The organism is Mesorhizobium sp. AR02 (assembly GCF_024746835.1).
GTDB lineage: Bacteria > Pseudomonadota > Alphaproteobacteria > Rhizobiales > Rhizobiaceae > Mesorhizobium.
On record NZ_CP080531.1, the window covers coordinates 5,704,854 to 5,721,498 of the forward strand.

Below are 16,645 nucleotides of genomic sequence, written 5' to 3' on the forward strand. Positions count from 1 at the left end.
CGAAAGCGCATGTTTACACTGCTGGTCGATTTCGCGGACAAGATCTCGGTCTTCAATGTCTTCCGCTACATCACGTTCCGCACCGGCGGGGCGTTGATCACCTCGGCGCTGATCGTCTTCATCTTCGGGCCGACCATCATCAATTCGCTGAGGCTCAGGCAAGGCAAGGGCCAGCCGATCCGCGCCGACGGGCCGCAGACGCATTTCAAGAAGGCCGGCACGCCGACCATGGGCGGGCTGATGATCCTGTCGGGCATCATCGGCTCGTCGCTTTTGTGGGCGAACCTGTCGAGCATCTATGTCTGGGTGGTGCTTCTGGTGACGCTGGGCTTCGGCTCGATCGGCTTTTACGACGACTATCTGAAGGTGACCAAGCAGTCGCATCTCGGCTTCTCCGGCAAGGCGCGGCTGGCGCTTGAATTCGTCATTGCCGGCATCGCCGCCTGGGTGATCATGCATAACGGCCAGGCGCCGTTCTCGTCGTCGCTGACATTCCCCTTCGCCAAGGAATTCATCGTCAATCTCGGCTGGTTCTTCATTCCGTTCTCCTGTTTCGTCATCGTCGGCGCCGGCAATGCGGTGAACCTGACCGACGGCCTCGACGGGCTGGCGATCGTGCCGATCATGATCGCAGCGGCCTCCTTCGGCGTCATCGCCTATCTCTCGGGCAATGCGGTGTTCGCCGAATATCTGCAGATCCATTTCGTCCCCGGTACCGGTGAACTGGCTGTCGTGCTCGGCTCCGTCATCGGCGCCGGCCTCGGTTTCCTCTGGTTCAATGCACCGCCGGCGGCGATCTTCATGGGCGACACCGGTTCGCTGGCCATGGGCGGCCTGATCGGCACGGTCGCGGTCGCCACCAAGCACGAGATCGTGCTGGTCATCGTCGGTGGCCTGTTCGTGGTCGAGATCCTCTCGGTCATCATCCAGGTCGGCTACTTCAAGATGACCGGCAAGCGCGTGTTCCTGATGGCGCCGATCCACCATCATTTCGAAAAGCTCGGCTGGACCGAGAGCCAGGTGGTGATCCGCTTCTGGATCATCGCCGTCATCCTGGCGCTGGTCGGCCTGTCCACCCTGAAGCTCAGATAGGAGACCTCCTTGATCCCCGCCGCATCCTTCGCAGGCAAGCACGTTTTGCTCTTCGGGCTCGGTGGCTCGGGGATCGCGACCGCGCGGGCATTGATCGAGGGTGGGGCCGATGTGTTGGCCTGGGACGACAATCCCGACAGCGTCGCCAAGGCGGCCGCCACCGGTATCGCCACAGCCGATCTGCGCGGCGCCGACTGGGCGAAGTTTTCGGCCTTCGTGCTGTCGCCGGGCGTGCCGCTGACGCATCCCAAGCCGCACTGGACGGTGGAACTGGCGAAGGGCGCCGGTGTCGAGGTGATCGGCGACATCGAACTGTTCTGCCGTGAGCGGATTTTGCAGGCGCCGACGGCGCCTTTCATCGCCATCACCGGCACCAACGGCAAGTCGACGACCACGGCGCTGACGGCGCATATCCTCAAATCGGCACGCCGCGACACCCAGATGGGCGGCAATATCGGCCGCGCGGTGATGACGCTCGATCCGCCGAAGCCTGACCGCCACTATGTCGTCGAATGCTCGTCCTACCAGATCGACCTTGCGCCCTCGATCAACCCGACGGCCGGCATCCTGCTCAACCTGACGCCGGACCATCTCGACCGCCACGGCACCATGCAGCACTACGCCTCGATCAAGGAGCGGCTGGTAGCGGGCAGCGAGACGGCGATCATCGGCATTGACGATTCCTGGTGCGCGCAGATCGCCGAGCGGCTGGAGCGGGCAGGGCGGCAGGTCATCCGCATTTCCAAGCGGCTGCCGCTGACCGACGGCTATTTCGCCGACGGCACCAATCTGATGGAAGCCGTGCACGGCCGCTACAGCAAGGTCGCCTTCCTCGAAGGCATCGGTTCGCTGCGTGGCCAGCACAATGCGCAGAACGCGCTTGCCGCGGTCGCTGCTTGCCTGAGGGTCGGGCTCGACCTCGGCGAAATCCAGTCCGGGCTCGAAAGCTTCCCGGGTCTCGCGCACCGCATGGAGCAGGTTGGCCGCAAGGACCATGTGCTGTTCGTCAACGATTCCAAGGCGACCAATGCCGATGCGGCAGCACCCGCCCTGTCGAGCTTTCCGCGCATCTACTGGATCGCCGGCGGCCTGCCCAAGGAGGGCGGTATCGAGCCGCTGCGCGGCTTCTTCCCGCGCATCGCCAAGGCTTATCTGATCGGCGAGGCGGCGCCTGCCTTTTCGGCGACGCTGGGCGAGGCGGTGCCCTACGAGATATCTGGCACGCTGGCCGCGGCGGTCGAACACGCCGCGCATGATGCGGCCAAGGACGACAGCGGTGAGGTGGTGGTGCTGCTGTCGCCGGCCTGCGCCAGTTTCGACCAGTTCAAGAATTTCGAAGTTCGCGGCGAAGCCTTCAGGCAAGCTGCGAGCGCTATAGATGGCGTCAAACCCATCGGAGGGGCACGATAATGCAGAGCCGTCTCGACAAAAGTCCTGTCGCAACCTGGTGGTGGACGATCGATCGCTGGTTCCTGGCGGCGTTCCTGTCGCTGATGGGCCTCGGCATCGTCTTGTCCTTCGCCGCCAGTCCCGCGGTCGCCGAACGCATCGGCCTTGACAGTTTCCACTTCGCCACCAGGCAGATCATCTTCACCGTGCCTGCGCTCGGCGTGATGCTGGCCGTGTCCTTCCTCGATTCCAGGCAGATCCGGCGCATGTCTCTGATCATGCTGTGCCTGATGCTGGTGCTGATGGTGGCGGTGCTCTATGTCGGCGTCGAGGTGAAGGGTGCGCGGCGCTGGGTCTCGCTCGCCGGCCTGTCGATCCAGCCGTCGGAATTCCTGAAGCCGGCCTTCGTCATCATGTGCGCCTGGCTGTTCGCGGAACACAAGCGCCAGCCCGATATTCCCGGCAACTTGTTCGCCATGCTGCTCCTGGTGCTGGTCGTGTCGCTGCTGGTGGCGCAGCCGGACCTCGGCCAGACCATGCTGACGACCGGCACCTGGGGCATCATGTTCTTCATGGCCGGGCTGCCGTGGCTGTGGATCATCGTGCTGGGTGCGGCCGGCGTCGGCGGCGTCTTCGCCGCCTATACGGTGTTTCCGCACGTTGCGCTCCGCATCGACAAGTTCCTCACCGGTGAGGGCGACACGTTCCAGGTCGACATGGGACGCGACGCGCTGATCAATGGCGGCTGGTTCGGCGTCGGGCCGGGCGAGGGCACGGTCAAGCGGGTCATCCCCGACAGCCATGCCGATTTCGTCTTTTCGGTCGCGGGCGAGGAGTTCGGGCTGATCATGTGCTTCTTTATCATGTCGATCTTCGCCTTCATCGTGCTGCGCGGCCTCAACACGGCGCTCAAGGAACATGACGATTTCACCCGTTATGCGGTCGGCGGCCTCGTCACCGTGTTCGGCCTGCAGGCCGTCATCAACATGTGCGTCAACCTGCAACTGGTGCCGGCCAAGGGCATGACGCTGCCCTTCATCTCCTATGGCGGTTCCTCGCAGATCGCCATCGCGATCTCGATGGGCATGGTGCTGGCGCTGACGCGCAAGCGGCCGGAAAAGCGCAAGCAGATGGGCTTTACGCTGCCGCAGCGCGCCATGCCGGCGGAGTGACATGGCGAGGGGTGTCATCCTTCTCGCGGCGGGCGGAACCGGCGGACATCTGTTCCCGGCCGAAGCGCTGGCGCATGAGCTGAACGGGCGCGGCTGGTCGGTGCATCTGGCCACCGACGACCGCGCCGAGCGGTTTGCCGGTCACTTCCCGGCTGCCGCCATCCATCCGATCCAGTCGGCGACGATGGGTTCGAAAAATCCCATCGCCGTGCTCGGCGCCTTCTGGAAAATCTGGCGCGGCGTGCGGCAGGCCTCCGCCATCATCGGCAGGATCAAGCCGGATGCCGTCGTCGGCTTTGGCGGCTATCCGACCCTGCCGCCGCTCTACGCGGCGACGCGGCGCAAGGTGCCGACGCTGATCCATGAGCAGAACGCGGTGATGGGGCGCGCCAACCGGGCACTGGCCGGCCGTGTGGATGCCATCGCCGGCGGCTTCCTGCCGCAGGATACGAGTGCCACTGGCGCCAAGACGGTGACGACAGGCAATCCGGTCAGGCCGGCGGTGCTGGAGGCGGCCAAGACGCCTTACGCGGCGTCGACCGGCGAGGAGCCTTTCCGCCTGCTGGTGTTTGGCGGCAGCCAGGGCGCCCAGTTCTTTTCCGATGCCATGCCGGGAGCCATCGCGCTGCTTTCGGATGCACAGCGCAAGCGGCTTGCGATTACCCAGCAGGCCCGCGCGGACGACGTAGCGCGGGTGAAGGCGGCCTATGCGGCCCTTGGCGTCGCCTTCGAGGTCTCGCCCTTCTTCACCGACATGGCGGCGCGCATGGCCGCGGCGCATCTGGTGATCTCTCGTTCGGGCGCCTCGACCGTCTCGGAGATCGCCGTCATCGGCCGGCCGGCGTTGCTGGTGCCCTATCCTTATGCGCTTGACCACGACCAGGCGGCGAATGCGGCCGCCCTTGCCGCTGCCGGCGGCGGCGAGGTACACCCGCAATCGACGCTGTCGCCCGAGAGCATCGCAGCCCTCATTGGCGGGCTGATGGACAATCCCGAGCGGCTGGCGGCGATGGCGGCGGGCGCGAAATCGGCCGGCAGGCCGGACGCGGCACGGTTGCTCGCCGATCTCACAGAGGCTATTGCGTCCAGAAAAACCGTTTCGGATTTCAGGAAGGGGACGCAAGCATGAAGATGCCGCAGACCATCGGCCTCGTGCATTTCATCGGCATTGGCGGCATCGGCATGAGCGGCATCGCCGAGGTGCTGCACAATCTCGGCTACAGGGTGCAAGGGTCCGACCAGGCCGACAGTGCCAATGTGCAGCGTCTGCGCGACAAGGGCATCGAATGCTTCGTCGGCCACAAGGCGGAAAACCTTGGCGATGCCGAGGTCGTCGTCGTCTCGACGGCGATCAAGAAATCCAATCCGGAGCTGAAGGCCGCGCGCGAAAAGCTGCTGCCGATCGTGCGCCGCGCCGAGATGCTGGCCGAACTGATGCGCTTCCGCCAGGCGGTGGCGATCGGCGGCACGCATGGCAAGACGACGACGACCTCGATGGTGGCGACCCTGCTCGAAGCCGGCGGGCTCGACCCCACCGTCATCAATGGCGGTATCATCAATGCTTATGGCACCAATGCCCGCATGGGCGATGGCGAATGGATGGTGGTCGAGGCCGACGAGAGCGACGGCACGTTCCTCAAACTGCCGGCGGAGATCGCCGTGGTCACCAACATCGATCCCGAACATCTCGACCACTATGGCAGTTTCGACAAGGTGCGCGAGGCGTTCCGCCAGTTCGTCGAGAACGTGCCCTTCTACGGTTTTGGCGTGATGTGCACCGACCACCCCGAGGTGCAGGCGCTGGTCGGCCGCATCGAGGATCGCCGCGTCATCACCTATGGCGAGAACGCGCAAGCCGACGTGCGCTTCACCAACCACCGCATGGCAGGGGCCACGTCCGAGTTCGACGTGGTGATCCGCGACCGCAAGACCGGCAGCCAGACAACGATACCGGATCTGCGCCTGCCAATGCCCGGCCGTCACAACGTCTCCAACGCCACTGCCGCGATCGCCGTCGCGCATGAGCTTGGCCTGTCCGCCGAGGCGATCAAGAAGGGCCTGTCGTCCTTCGCCGGCGTCAAGCGCCGCTTCACCAACACCGGTTCGTGGAACGGCGTCGATATCTTCGACGACTATGGTCACCATCCGGTCGAGATCTCGGCGGTGCTGAAGGCGGCGCGCAGCGCCACCAAGGGGCGCGTCATCGCCATCGCCCAGCCGCACCGCTTCACCCGGCTGCATGATCTGTTCAACGAGTTTTCGGCCTGCTTCAACGACGCTGATACGGTGATGGTGGCGCCGGTCTACGCTGCCGGCGAAGACCCGATCGACGGCGTCACGTCGGACGAACTGGTGTCGCGCATCCGCGCCGGCGGCCATCGCGACGCGCGCTATATAGAGGGCCCGGCCGCAATCGCGCCGATTATTCGTGATCTTGCCAAGCCCGGCGACTTCGTCGTCTTCCTCGGCGCCGGCAACATCACCCAATGGGCTTATGCTCTGCCCAAGGAGCTTGCCGCCTCATGATGCACGGCCAGGCCCTGATCGACAGACTTGGTGACCGGCTTGCCGGCCTGCGCGGCCGTCTCACGCCGAATGCCGAGATGGACAAGATCACCTGGTTCCGCGCCGGTGGCCTGGCCGAGGTGCTGTTCCAGCCGGCGGACGAAGAAGATCTGGCTGCGTTCCTGCGCGCGGTTCCCGAAGAGATTCCCCTGACCATTGTCGGCGTCGGCTCCAACCTTCTGGTTCGCGACGGCGGTATTCTAGGCTTCGTCGTCAGGCTTTCGGCCAAAGGCTTTGGCGAGGCCGAAATCGTTTCGCCGATCCGGATCAAGGCCGGTGCTGCGACGCCCGACAAGCGCGTGGCGGCCCTGGCGCTGGAAGCAGGTATTGGCGGCTTTCATTTCTACCATGGCATTCCGGGCGCCATTGGCGGCGCGCTCAGGATGAATGCCGGCGCCAATGGCGTCGAGACGCGCGAGCGCGTGGTCGAGGTGCGTGCGCTCGACCGCAAGGGCAATGTCCAGACGTTGAGCAATGTCGAGATGGGCTATGCCTATCGCCATTCGGCGGCCCCTTCCGGGCTGATCTTCACCTCGGCCGTGTTCGAAGGCTTTACTGACGACAAGGCCACGATCAAAGCGGCGATGGACGCGGTGCAGAACCATCGCGAGACCGTGCAGCCGATCCGCGAGAAGACCGGCGGCTCGACCTTCAAGAATCCCGAGGGCACGTCGGCCTGGAAGGAGATCGACAAGGCAGGCTGCCGCGGTTTGATGATCGGTGGCGCGCAGATGTCGCCGATGCATTGCAACTTCATGATCAACACCGGCACGGCGACCGGTTACGACCTCGAATATCTCGGTGAAACGGTGCGCGCGCGCGTGCTGGAGCATTCGGGCATCCGCCTGCACTGGGAGATCAAGCGCATCGGCAATTTCCGGCCCGGACATGCCGTGCAGGAGTTTCTGGGGCAGTTGCTCTAGTTCATGTGATGCATGAACTTCAACGCGTTCCCAAAACGCGCAAAACCGTTGCTGCAAAGACTCAGCGAGGCGGTTTTCGCAGCCATTTTCTCACAAAGTGAATCTCTCGGAATCATAAGCACTTGCCAGTGAATCAACTCTCTGATTCTCTGCTCCAAAGCGTTTCCTGATTTGAGTCGTTCGACGCGTTACCCGCGTTTTTCCGTCTGGGGGGCAACCTGCCGGGAGACTCGGACTCAATGTTGCGGAAATCTTGGTTTTTGGTCCGCCGTGAGAGGGGATGACGGGGAATGAAAAGCAAGCATGTGGCCGTCCTGCTGGGAGGTTTCTCGTCCGAGCGGCCCGTGTCCCTGTCTTCCGGAAAGGCCTGTGCCGATGCGCTTGAGCAGGAAGGCTACCAAGTCACCCGTGTCGATGTCGGGCGCGATGTCGGCTCCGTGCTTGCCGAACTCAAGCCTGACGTTGCCTTCAATGCGCTGCACGGCCCCTTTGGTGAGGACGGCACCATTCAGGGCATCCTCGAATATCTCGGCATTCCCTACACCCATTCCGGCGTGCTCGCCTCGGCGCTCGCCATGAACAAGGAGCAGGCGAAGAAGATCGTCAAATCGGTCGGCGTTCCCGTTGCTGAATCGAAGGTCACCAATCGCTTCGCCATCCAGAACAAGCACCCGATGAAGCCGCCCTATGTGATCAAGCCGGTCAATGAGGGGTCGAGCTTCGGCGTCGTCATCGTGTCCGAAGGGCAGTCGCATCCGCCCCAGGTTGTCGGGTCGTCCGAGTGGAAATACGGCGATACCGTCATGGTCGAGCGCTACATCCATGGGCGCGAGCTGACCTGCGCCGTCATGGGCGATGTGGCGCTCGGCGTCTGCGAGATCATCCCGACGGGCCATTCCTTCTACGATTACGATTCAAAATATGTCGCGGGCGGATCAAAACACGAATGCCCCGCAAAAGTTTCACCGAATATTTACCAAAAAATACAGACACTGGCGCTCAAGGCTCACCAAGCTGTCGGCTGTCGGGGCGTTTCCCGGTCGGACTTCCGTTATGACGATCGTCACTCCGAAAATGGCGAGGTTGTATGGCTCGAGGTCAACACTCAGCCGGGCATGACGCCGACGTCTTTGGTGCCTGAAATCGCAGCCCATGCCGGGCATTCGTTTGGTGAATTGTTGAGTTGGATGGTGGAGGACGCTTCGTGTCTGCGTTGAAATGGGGACAAGGCGAGGGGAAGGGCGCGGCTGGGCCGTCGCTGTTCGGCTTGTCGTTGTCATCAGGCCATTTCGTGCTGCCGCGCATGCTTCGCCGCCCGGTGCGCATCCTGGCGCGCCTGGGCGATGGCGAATTCGAGGCGCCGCGCTTCTCCGCTGCGATGATGTCGGCGGTGCTGCTGGCTTTGAGTGGTGCCTATGGCGCCTATCTCGGCGGCCATGCCGACGGCATCATCCAGAGCATCACCGCCCGAACCGGCTTCGCCGTCGATCAGGTCAAGGTGGTTGGTAATCGCCAGACCTCGGAGATCGACATTCTCGACAGGCTCGAACTCGACGGCTGGACCTCGCTGATCGGCTTCGACGCGGAGGCCGCGCGCGAGCGCATCTCAGGCCTGCCATGGATCGAGGTTGCGGCGGTGCGCAAGGTCTATCCGCATACGCTGGAAGTGCGCGTCGAGGAGCGCGATGCCTTCGCGCTCTGGCAGCAGGGCAATGATCTTTCGGTCATCGAAAAGGATGGCGCCATCATCGCACCGTTCTCGGGTGGCAAGCAGGTTCTGTTGCCGCTGCTGATCGGCGACGGCGCGCCGGCCAAGGCGCCGGACTTCCTGGCCAAGATCGAAAAATATCCTGATCTGGCGAGCCGGATCAAAGGCTATATCCGCGTTGGCGATCGGCGCTGGGACCTGAAGCTGGACAACGGCATCACCGTCAAGCTGCCTGAGGACGATGAGGACCAGGCGCTCGCCGAGCTGGTCAAGATGGATAAGGACAAGGGGCTTTTGTCGCGCGACATCGCTGCTGTCGACATGCGCCTGACAGACCGGCTGGTCGTGGAATTGACGCCCGAAGCGGCGACGCAGCGCGAGGCCGCGCTCAACGAGAAACCGAAGACCCTCAAGCGCAAGTCGGAGACGAAGATATGAGCTGGCTTGGCGGTTCAGGCGATGCCTCGTCGCGCCGGTCCGGCACGCTCACAGTGCTGGATGTCGGCTCGAACAAGGTCTGCTGCATGGTGGCCAAGCTCAAGCCGAACGATGACGGCAAGCTCTTGCGCGGCCGCTCGCACCGGATCCAGGTGATCGGCATCGGCCATCAGAAGTCGCAAGGTGTGAAGTCTGGCGTGGTCGTCGATCTCGACCGCGCCGAACATGCCATCCGCCTGTCCGTCGATGCCGCCGAGCGCATGGCGGGGCTGACGGTCGATTCGCTCATCGTCAACATGACCGCCGGCCGGCTGAAGAGCGAAAGCTTCTCGGCGACCATCAATCTTGGCGGCCATGAGGCCGACGAGGCCGACATCAAGCGCGTGCTCGGCGCCGGCGCCAAGCAGGCGCTCAAGGCCGAGCGCGAGGTGATCCATTCGCTGCCCGTCGGTTTCTCGCTCGACGCCGAACGCGGCGTGCGCGATCCGCGCGGCATGGTCGGCGACGCGCTTGGCGTCGACATGCATGTGCTGACGGGGGACGCGGCCCCGATGCGCAACCTGGAACTCTCCATCAACCGCTCGCATCTCTCGGTCGAGCGCATGGTGGCGACGCCCTATGCCAGTGGGTTGGCGGCTCTGGTCGACGACGAGCTGGAGCTGGGTGCTGCCTGCATCGACATGGGCGGCGGCACGACGACCATCTCGGTGTTTTCGGAAGGCAAGTTCGTCCATGGCGACGCCATCGCCATCGGCGGCAACCATGTCACGCTTGATATGGCCAAGGGGCTTTCGACCTCGCTCGACGCCGCCGAGCGGCTCAAGGTGATGCATGGCTCGGCGCTGCCGGGCAGCGCCGATGACCGCGACCTGGTCTCGATCCAGCCGATCGGCGACGATGGCGATGTGCCGCTGCAGATCCCGCGTTCGGTGATGACGCGCATCGTGCGCGCCCGCATCGACGAAACCCTTGAACTCTTGCGCGACCGGTTGAACAAGTCCGGCTACGGCAATGCGGTCGGCAAGCGTGTCGTGCTGACCGGCGGCGCCAGCCAGCTGGCCGGCCTGCCGGAGGCGGCGCGCCGCATCCTGGGACGCAATGTACGCATCGGCCGCCCGCTCGGCGTGGCCGGCCTGCCCGAAGCGGCGAAGGGACCGGCCTTCTCGGCCGCCGTCGGGCTTCTGATCTATCCGCAGATGGCGAGTTTCGAGAGCCATCCAGCGAAAGGCATTTCCGGTCTCAGGATGACCGGAACGGGTGGAAAACTGCATCGCATGAGTCAGTGGTTGAGAGACAGTTTCTAATCGACGGGGACAGCCCCATAGGCGGCCGCGGCGGCGAAGCGGCGTGAAAGGCAAAGGACGGAGACAATGACCATCAATCTGCAGAAGCCGGACATCACCGAGCTTAAGCCGCGCATCACCGTGTTCGGTGTCGGCGGCGGCGGCGGCAATGCCGTGAACAACATGATCACCGCCGGTCTGCGCGGTGTCGAGTTCGTCGTGGCCAACACCGACGCGCAGGCGCTGACCATGTCGAAGGCCGCCCGGCTGATCCAGCTCGGCGCGCATGTCACCGAGGGGCTCGGTGCGGGATCGCAGCCGGAAGTCGGCCGCGCGGCGGCGGAAGAGTGCATCGATGAGATCCTCGATCATCTCACCAACACCCATATGTGCTTCGTCACCGCCGGCATGGGCGGCGGCACCGGCACCGGTGCTGCTCCGGTCGTTGCCCGCGCTGCGCGCGAAAAGGGCATCCTCACCGTCGGCGTCGTCACCAAGCCGTTCCACTTCGAAGGCCAGCGCCGCATGAAGACGGCCGACATGGGCATCGAGGAACTGCAGAAATGCGTCGACACGCTGATCGTCATCCCCAACCAGAACCTGTTCCGGCTGGCCAATGACAAGACCACCTTCGCCGATGCCTTCGCCATGGCCGACCAGGTGCTCTATTCCGGTGTTGCCTGCATCACCGACCTGATGGTCAAGGAAGGCCTGATCAACCTCGACTTCGCCGACGTGCGTTCGGTGATGCGCGAGATGGGCAAGGCGATGATGGGCACCGGCGAGGCTTCGGGCGAAGGCCGCGCGATGGCCGCCGCCGAGGCAGCGATCGCCAACCCGCTTCTCGACGAGACCTCGATGAAGGGCGCCAAGGGCCTGCTGATCTCGATCACCGGCGGCCGCGACCTGACCCTGTTCGAAGTCGACGAAGCGGCGACCCGCATCCGCGAGGAAGTCGACCAGGACGCCAACATCATCCTGGGCGCCACCTTCGACGAGGAGCTCGAAGGCGTCATCCGCGTCTCGGTGGTCGCCACCGGCATCGACAAGTCGGCGGCTGAAATCGCCGCCGCGCCGATCTCGATCCGTACCGCTCCGCCGAAGCCGGCCGGCCGTCCGGCCGTGGCCGCCGTGGAAAGCCGCCCGGCACCGGTCCAGCAGCCTGTCTATGAGCCGCGCGCCGCCGACCCGGTCGCCGAAGCGATCCAGCTCGCCGAGGCAAATGCCGCGGCCATGGCGCAGGCCCGCCCGGCTCCTGTCGCCCATGCGGACGATTTCCGCCCGCAGAGCAAGATCTTCCAGGCGCCGCCGCAGCAGCCAATGCCGCAGCCGGTCGTCCAGCAGATGCAGCCGGCCCCGCAGCCGCGCGAAATGCTGCGTGAGGTCCAGCAGCCGGTGGCGATGGCGCCGCAGCGCATGCCGCGCGTCGAGGACTTTCCCCCGGTTGTGAAGGCCGAGGTGGATGCCAAGAGCCGTCCGGTCGACCATGAGAACAACAGCGGACCGATGGGCCTCTTGAAGCGCCTGACCAACGGCCTGACCCGCCGCGAGGAGGAGCCCGCACGGCTGCAGCCGGCGCAGCCGCGCGAGCCGAAGCTGCGCCAGGCGGCTCCCGAAGTGCGCCGTCTCGCCAGCCAGGACGCCCAGCTCTACGCGCCGCGCCGTGGCCAGCTGGATGATCAGGGCCGCCTGACGCCGCAGACCCGGGCGACTCAGGACGACGATCAGCTGGAGATTCCGGCGTTCCTGCGCCGCCAGGCCAACTGAGCGGTTAACGGACTGTAACAATTGTTAACAGGCAGGCAAGGAATTGCTTGCCTGTTAACGTTTTAAATGCTGTAAAATCAATCGGTTATGATGCTGTACATATTCCGGTTCACGGTTACAGTGGGTAAGAAACCGTGATTTGGAGTCTCCCTGCCGGGACATTATCTTTGCTGCCTACCATAGTCGGTGTGCCGGGATTTCGGGGAAGTGGCCCTGCCTGCCGATTTAACAAGAGCCGCGCCCTCGGGCTGGAGAAGCGGACCTAGGCATTTCGGGCTTATGGGGATTGTCTTGCACGACTATCAGACGACAGTGAAGACGCGCGCGTCGCTTACGGGCACCGGCGTTCACAGCGGCAAAGAAGTTTCCATCAGTTTCCTGCCCGCGGATGCCGACACCGGTATCGTGTTCCAGCTGGTCAAGGGAGCAGAGCAGGGTCGCGAGTTCCGCGCCCTGGTTGCCGAGGTCGGCGCGACCGATTTGTGCACGATGCTTGGCGATCCCGCGGGCGAGCACATCGCCACGGTCGAGCATATCATGGCGGCGCTGTTCGGGCTGGGCATCGACAATGTCCTCATCGAGATCGACGGTTCCGAGGTTCCCATCTTCGATGGCAGCGCCATGGCGTTCGTGGAAGCCATCGATCAGGCGGGCATCGAGACGCTGTCGGTCAAGCGCCGCTACATCAGGGTCATCAAGCCGGTCCGTATCGAGAACGGCGCCTCGTGGGCGGAGTTCAGGCCCTATGACGGTACCCGTTTCGAGGTCGAGATCGATTTCGAAAGCCCTGCAATCGGCCGCCAGCTGTTTGCTTCCGACCTCAATGCCGATATTTTCCGCCGCGACATTGCGCGGGCGCGCACCTTCGGCTTCATGAAGGATGTCGAGCGGCTGTGGGCCGCCGGCTATGCGCTCGGCTCGTCGCTCGAGAACTCGCTGGTGATCGGGGACGACAACCGCGTCATCAACATGGGCGGCCTGCGCTATCCCAACGAATTCGTACGCCACAAGACGCTGGACGCCATGGGCGATCTGGCGCTGGCCGGAGCCCGCTTCATCGGCTGCTTCCGCTCCTATCGCGGTGGTCACAGGATGAACGCCGCGGCGCTGCGGCGCCTGCTGTCAGACCGCACGGCGTTCGAGATCGTCGAGACGACACGCCGCGAGCGTGGCCGCGCGGCAGAGATGAGCGCCGTCAATGCGCCGCTCTACGCACCCTGGATGATCTGATTCCTTAACGTTTTTCGGCTTCCATGCGGGATCGCAGGTGTTGCATGAATGCACCATCAGCCAGCGAAATTGCATGGATTCTCCGGCACTGTGCAGCCGCCACAAAAATGTGCGATTGGCTAGACATAGCGTTGCCGGGCAAGGCGGTTATGGTTTATGGCTGCTGCCGTCGATTAGTGCATGTCGCTCAAAAGTGGGGACCAGTTTTGAGACAACAGCATGCAAGAGGCATTAAAATAACGCCGAAAGGGCGCAATCCAATCATGTTGTTCACGCGAGTCGGTCAATCGAAAGCGCGCCAGCGGTCTGTTATCCTGGCGCTTTCGCTGGTTGTTCCATCGCTCTTCCTGTCGGCTTGCATGTCGTCGCCGGAGAAAGACATCAACCTGTCGACCTATGTCGACCAGACAGAGCCGGCCGACGTTCTGTACAATCAGGGTCTCGCCAATTTGAATGCCGGACGCCTGGACGAGGCGAGCAAAAAGTTCGACGCCGTCGACCGCCAGCATCCCTATTCGGAATGGGCCCGTAAATCCATGGTGATGGGCGCGTTCGCCGATTATCGAAAGGGTAGCTACGACGATGCGATTTCGTCGGCCAAGCGCTATCTGGCGCTGTATCCGTCCACCGATGACGCGCCCTATGCGCAGTACATCATCGGCCTGAGCTACTATCGCCAGATCAAGGACGTGACGCAGGATCAGAAGGAAGCGCGTCAAACCCTGCAGACGATGCAGGATTTGGTGACACGCTGGCCGACGTCGGAATATGTCGACGACGCCAAGGAGAAGATCCGCTTCGCCAACGATCAGCTCGCCGGCAAGGAAATGCAGATCGGCCGCTATTATCTGGAGCGCCGCGAGTACATCGCCGCCGTCAAGCGTTTCCGCAACGTGGTGGAGAACTACTCCAACACGCGCCATGTCGAGGAAGCTCTGGCCCGCCTCACCGAAGGCTATTACGCGCTGGGGCTGACCTCGGAGGCCCAGACGGCCGCCGCGGTGCTCGGCACCAACTATCCCGACAGCCCATGGTACAAGGATTCCTACAAGCTGCTGCAGAGCAACGGGCTTTCGCCGCGCGAGAATGCCGGATCGTGGATATCCAAGGCCGGGAAGCTGATCACCGGCGCCTGACCTTAGAGCCATCGGATCGAAGCGTGCGCACCGCTTTTTCGGATTGATCCGATGCTCAAACAAAAAGATAGTGCGGCACTGCGATTCCAACTGGTCGCCTGCCGCGTTAAAGCGCGTCGCACTTGAACGGATCCATGCGACGCGCTTTAAGTCTTTAGTTTTGTGCATGTCGTGATCCCAAAACCGGGTCCACTTTTGGGCGACATGCAATAGGTCCGGGTTCTGATGCTTTCCAGACTGTCGATCCGCGATATCGTCCTGATCGAGAAGCTGGATATCGACTTCCAGCCGGGCCTTTCCGTGCTGACCGGCGAAACCGGCGCCGGCAAATCCATCCTGCTCGATGCCCTGTCGCTGGCGCTCGGCGCACGCGGCGACGCCTCGCTGGTGCGCCACGGCGCGGCACAGGGCCAGGTCATTGCCGTGTTCGACGTGCCGCGCAACCATCCGGTGCGCGCGCTGCTTGTCGAAAATGCCATCGAGGATGACGGCGACATCATCCTGCGCCGCGTGCAGACGGCGGACGGCCGCACCCGCGTCTTCGTCAACGACCAGCCATCCAGCGTCACCCTGATGCGCGATGTCGGCCGCGCGCTGGTCGAGATCCACGGCCAGCACGATGAGCGTGCCCTGGTTGATCCCGGCGCCCACCGCGACGTGCTCGACGCCTTTGGCGGCCATCTTGGCGCCGTTCGCTCGACCGGTGAGGCCTGGCGGCACTGGCGCGCCTGCGAGCAGGAGCTTACACGCCACCGCGCCAAGGTGACGGCCGCCGCGCGCGAGGCCGACTATCTGCGCGCCGCGGTCGCGGAACTGACCAAGCTCGATCCTCAGCCCGGCGAGGAAACGGAACTGGCCGAACTGCGCGCCCACATGATGCGCGCCGAAAAGATCGCTTCCGAAATCCATGATGCACAGGATGTGCTGTCCGGTCCGTCTTCGCCCTTGCCGCAACTGGCCAGCCTGCTGAGACGGCTGCAGCGCAAGGCGACGGAGGCGCCTGGCCTGCTCGAGGATGTCGTCAAGTCGCTGGACGAAGCGATGCTATCGCTCGACGCGGCGCAGTCCGGTGTCGAGGCGGCACTTCGCGCCACCGAATATGATCCGCAGCGGCTGGAGAAGGCGGAGGAGCGGCTGTTTTCGCTGCGCGCTGCCTCACGCAAGCACAGCGTTGCCGTCGACGATCTGGCGCAATTGCGCGACACGATGGTTGCCGATCTCGCCGATCTCGACGCCGGCGAGGAACGCCTGCACGGGCTGGAAAAGCAGGCCACTGCTGCGCGCGAGGCCTATGACGTCGGCGCCGCGCAGCTTTCCTCGCTTCGCCACGCGGCGGCCGTCGGCCTGACCAAGGCCGTCATGGCCGAATTGCCGGCGCTGAAGCTCGAACGCGCCGCCTTCATCGTCGAGATGAAGAGCGAGGCCGAGACCCGCATGGAAGAGGGCATCGACCAGATCGAATTCTGGGTGCGCACCAATCCCGGCACACGGCCAGGGCCGATGATGAAGGTTGCATCCGGCGGTGAGCTGTCACGCTTCCTGCTGGCGCTGAAGGTGGCGCTGGCCGACCGCGGCTCGGCGCCGACGCTGGTCTTCGACGAAATCGACACTGGCGTGGGTGGCGCCGTGGCGGACGCCATCGGCCAGAGGCTGGCGCGGCTGTCGAAGCGCGTGCAGGTGCTGTCGGTCACCCACGCGCCGCAGGTGGCTGCGCGCGCGGCGACGCATTTCCTGATCTCCAAATCGGGCAGCACCGACCGCGTGGCGACCGGCATTGCCGAGATGGACAGGACGGCGCGGCAGGAAGAGATCGCCCGCATGCTGGCCGGCGCCACCATCACCGACGAGGCGCGCGCGGCCGCCGAGCGGCTGCTGCGTGAAAATACAAACGCGGCATAGAATATCCAGTGTCGTGAACCGAGTCAGGATATGGCTCCATCCT

Annotated in this window: 13 protein-coding genes; all 13 read left to right on the top strand. The window is 64.0% G+C overall.

Annotation, left to right across the window (positions count from 1 at the left end):
- Window positions 1-9 precede the first annotated feature (9 nt).
- The 13 genes from mraY (at window position 10) to recN (ending at window position 16,602) form a co-directional block, all read left to right on the top strand.
- Entirely contained in the window at window positions 10-1,092 is a 1,083-nt protein-coding gene (gene mraY / locus DBIPINDM_RS31810) for a phospho-N-acetylmuramoyl-pentapeptide-transferase (protein WP_027044757.1), read from the top strand.
- A gap of 9 nt (window positions 1,093-1,101) precedes the next feature.
- Entirely contained in the window at window positions 1,102-2,502 is a 1,401-nt protein-coding gene (gene murD / locus DBIPINDM_RS31815) for a UDP-N-acetylmuramoyl-L-alanine--D-glutamate ligase (protein ID WP_258582916.1), read from the top strand.
- Complete coding sequence (gene ftsW, locus DBIPINDM_RS31820) at window positions 2,502-3,653, top strand: putative lipid II flippase FtsW (RefSeq protein WP_015317209.1); 1,152 nt, start codon at window positions 2,502-2,504, stop codon at window positions 3,651-3,653. The genes murD and ftsW overlap by 1 nt, the downstream gene beginning before the upstream one ends.
- A gap of 1 nt (window position 3,654) precedes the next feature.
- Window positions 3,655-4,782 carry an undecaprenyldiphospho-muramoylpentapeptide beta-N-acetylglucosaminyltransferase gene (murG, locus tag DBIPINDM_RS31825; RefSeq protein ID WP_258582917.1) on the top strand — a complete coding sequence of 376 codons (1,128 nt, stop codon included), beginning with the start codon at window positions 3,655-3,657 and terminating at the stop codon, window positions 4,780-4,782.
- The gene (gene murC / locus DBIPINDM_RS31830; protein WP_258582918.1) at window positions 4,779-6,179 is read left to right on the top strand and encodes a UDP-N-acetylmuramate--L-alanine ligase; all 1,401 of its coding nucleotides are present in this window, start codon (window positions 4,779-4,781) and stop codon (window positions 6,177-6,179) included. Before murG ends, murC begins: the two co-directional genes overlap by 4 nt.
- On the top strand, window positions 6,176-7,141 hold the full coding sequence (murB, locus tag DBIPINDM_RS31835) for a UDP-N-acetylmuramate dehydrogenase (protein ID WP_258582919.1): 966 nt from the start codon (window positions 6,176-6,178) through the stop codon (window positions 7,139-7,141). The genes murC and murB overlap by 4 nt, the downstream gene beginning before the upstream one ends.
- Before the next feature lie 290 nt (window positions 7,142-7,431).
- Entirely contained in the window at window positions 7,432-8,358 is a 927-nt protein-coding gene (locus tag DBIPINDM_RS31840) for a D-alanine--D-alanine ligase (protein WP_258582920.1), read from the top strand.
- A complete protein-coding gene (locus DBIPINDM_RS31845) occupies window positions 8,346-9,287 on the top strand; it encodes a cell division protein FtsQ/DivIB (protein WP_258582921.1) in 942 nt (313 codons plus the stop codon). The genes DBIPINDM_RS31840 and DBIPINDM_RS31845 overlap by 13 nt, the downstream gene beginning before the upstream one ends.
- The gene (gene ftsA / locus DBIPINDM_RS31850) at window positions 9,284-10,591 is read left to right on the top strand and encodes a cell division protein FtsA (protein WP_064988167.1); all 1,308 of its coding nucleotides are present in this window, start codon (window positions 9,284-9,286) and stop codon (window positions 10,589-10,591) included. Before DBIPINDM_RS31845 ends, ftsA begins: the two co-directional genes overlap by 4 nt.
- Before the next feature lie 66 nt (window positions 10,592-10,657).
- On the top strand, window positions 10,658-12,337 hold the full coding sequence (ftsZ, locus tag DBIPINDM_RS31855; RefSeq protein WP_258582922.1) for a cell division protein FtsZ: 1,680 nt from the start codon (window positions 10,658-10,660) through the stop codon (window positions 12,335-12,337).
- A gap of 279 nt (window positions 12,338-12,616) precedes the next feature.
- Complete coding sequence (lpxC, locus tag DBIPINDM_RS31860) at window positions 12,617-13,567, top strand: UDP-3-O-acyl-N-acetylglucosamine deacetylase (RefSeq protein WP_258582923.1); 951 nt, start codon at window positions 12,617-12,619, stop codon at window positions 13,565-13,567.
- Window positions 13,568-13,830: 263 nt separating this feature from the next.
- A complete protein-coding gene (locus DBIPINDM_RS31865) occupies window positions 13,831-14,703 on the top strand; it encodes an outer membrane protein assembly factor BamD (RefSeq protein ID WP_258589395.1) in 873 nt (290 codons plus the stop codon).
- Window positions 14,704-14,928: 225 nt separating this feature from the next.
- Complete coding sequence (gene recN, locus DBIPINDM_RS31870) at window positions 14,929-16,602, top strand: DNA repair protein RecN (protein WP_258582924.1); 1,674 nt, start codon at window positions 14,929-14,931, stop codon at window positions 16,600-16,602.
- The last annotated feature ends 43 nt before the right edge of the window (window positions 16,603-16,645 follow it).

Bases quoted from the DNA above. Each gene is read 5' to 3' on its own strand.
- murB (WP_258582919.1), top strand. From the start codon at position 6,176: ATGATGCACGGCCAGGCCCTGATCGACAGACTTGGTGACCGGCTTGCC.
- DBIPINDM_RS31865 (WP_258589395.1), top strand. From the start codon at position 13,831: ATGTTGTTCACGCGAGTCGGTCAATCGAAAGCGCGCCAGCGGTCTGTT.
- recN (WP_258582924.1), top strand. From the start codon at position 14,929: ATGCTTTCCAGACTGTCGATCCGCGATATCGTCCTGATCGAGAAGCTG.
- ftsA (WP_064988167.1), top strand. From the start codon at position 9,284: ATGAGCTGGCTTGGCGGTTCAGGCGATGCCTCGTCGCGCCGGTCCGGC.
- murC (WP_258582918.1), top strand. From the start codon at position 4,779: ATGAAGATGCCGCAGACCATCGGCCTCGTGCATTTCATCGGCATTGGC.
- murG (WP_258582917.1), top strand. From the start codon at position 3,655: ATGGCGAGGGGTGTCATCCTTCTCGCGGCGGGCGGAACCGGCGGACAT.
- ftsZ (WP_258582922.1), top strand. From the start codon at position 10,658: ATGACCATCAATCTGCAGAAGCCGGACATCACCGAGCTTAAGCCGCGC.
- ftsW (WP_015317209.1), top strand. From the start codon at position 2,502: ATGCAGAGCCGTCTCGACAAAAGTCCTGTCGCAACCTGGTGGTGGACG.
- DBIPINDM_RS31840 (WP_258582920.1), top strand. From the start codon at position 7,432: ATGAAAAGCAAGCATGTGGCCGTCCTGCTGGGAGGTTTCTCGTCCGAG.
- lpxC (WP_258582923.1), top strand. From the start codon at position 12,617: ATGGGGATTGTCTTGCACGACTATCAGACGACAGTGAAGACGCGCGCG.
- mraY (WP_027044757.1), top strand. From the start codon at position 10: ATGTTTACACTGCTGGTCGATTTCGCGGACAAGATCTCGGTCTTCAAT.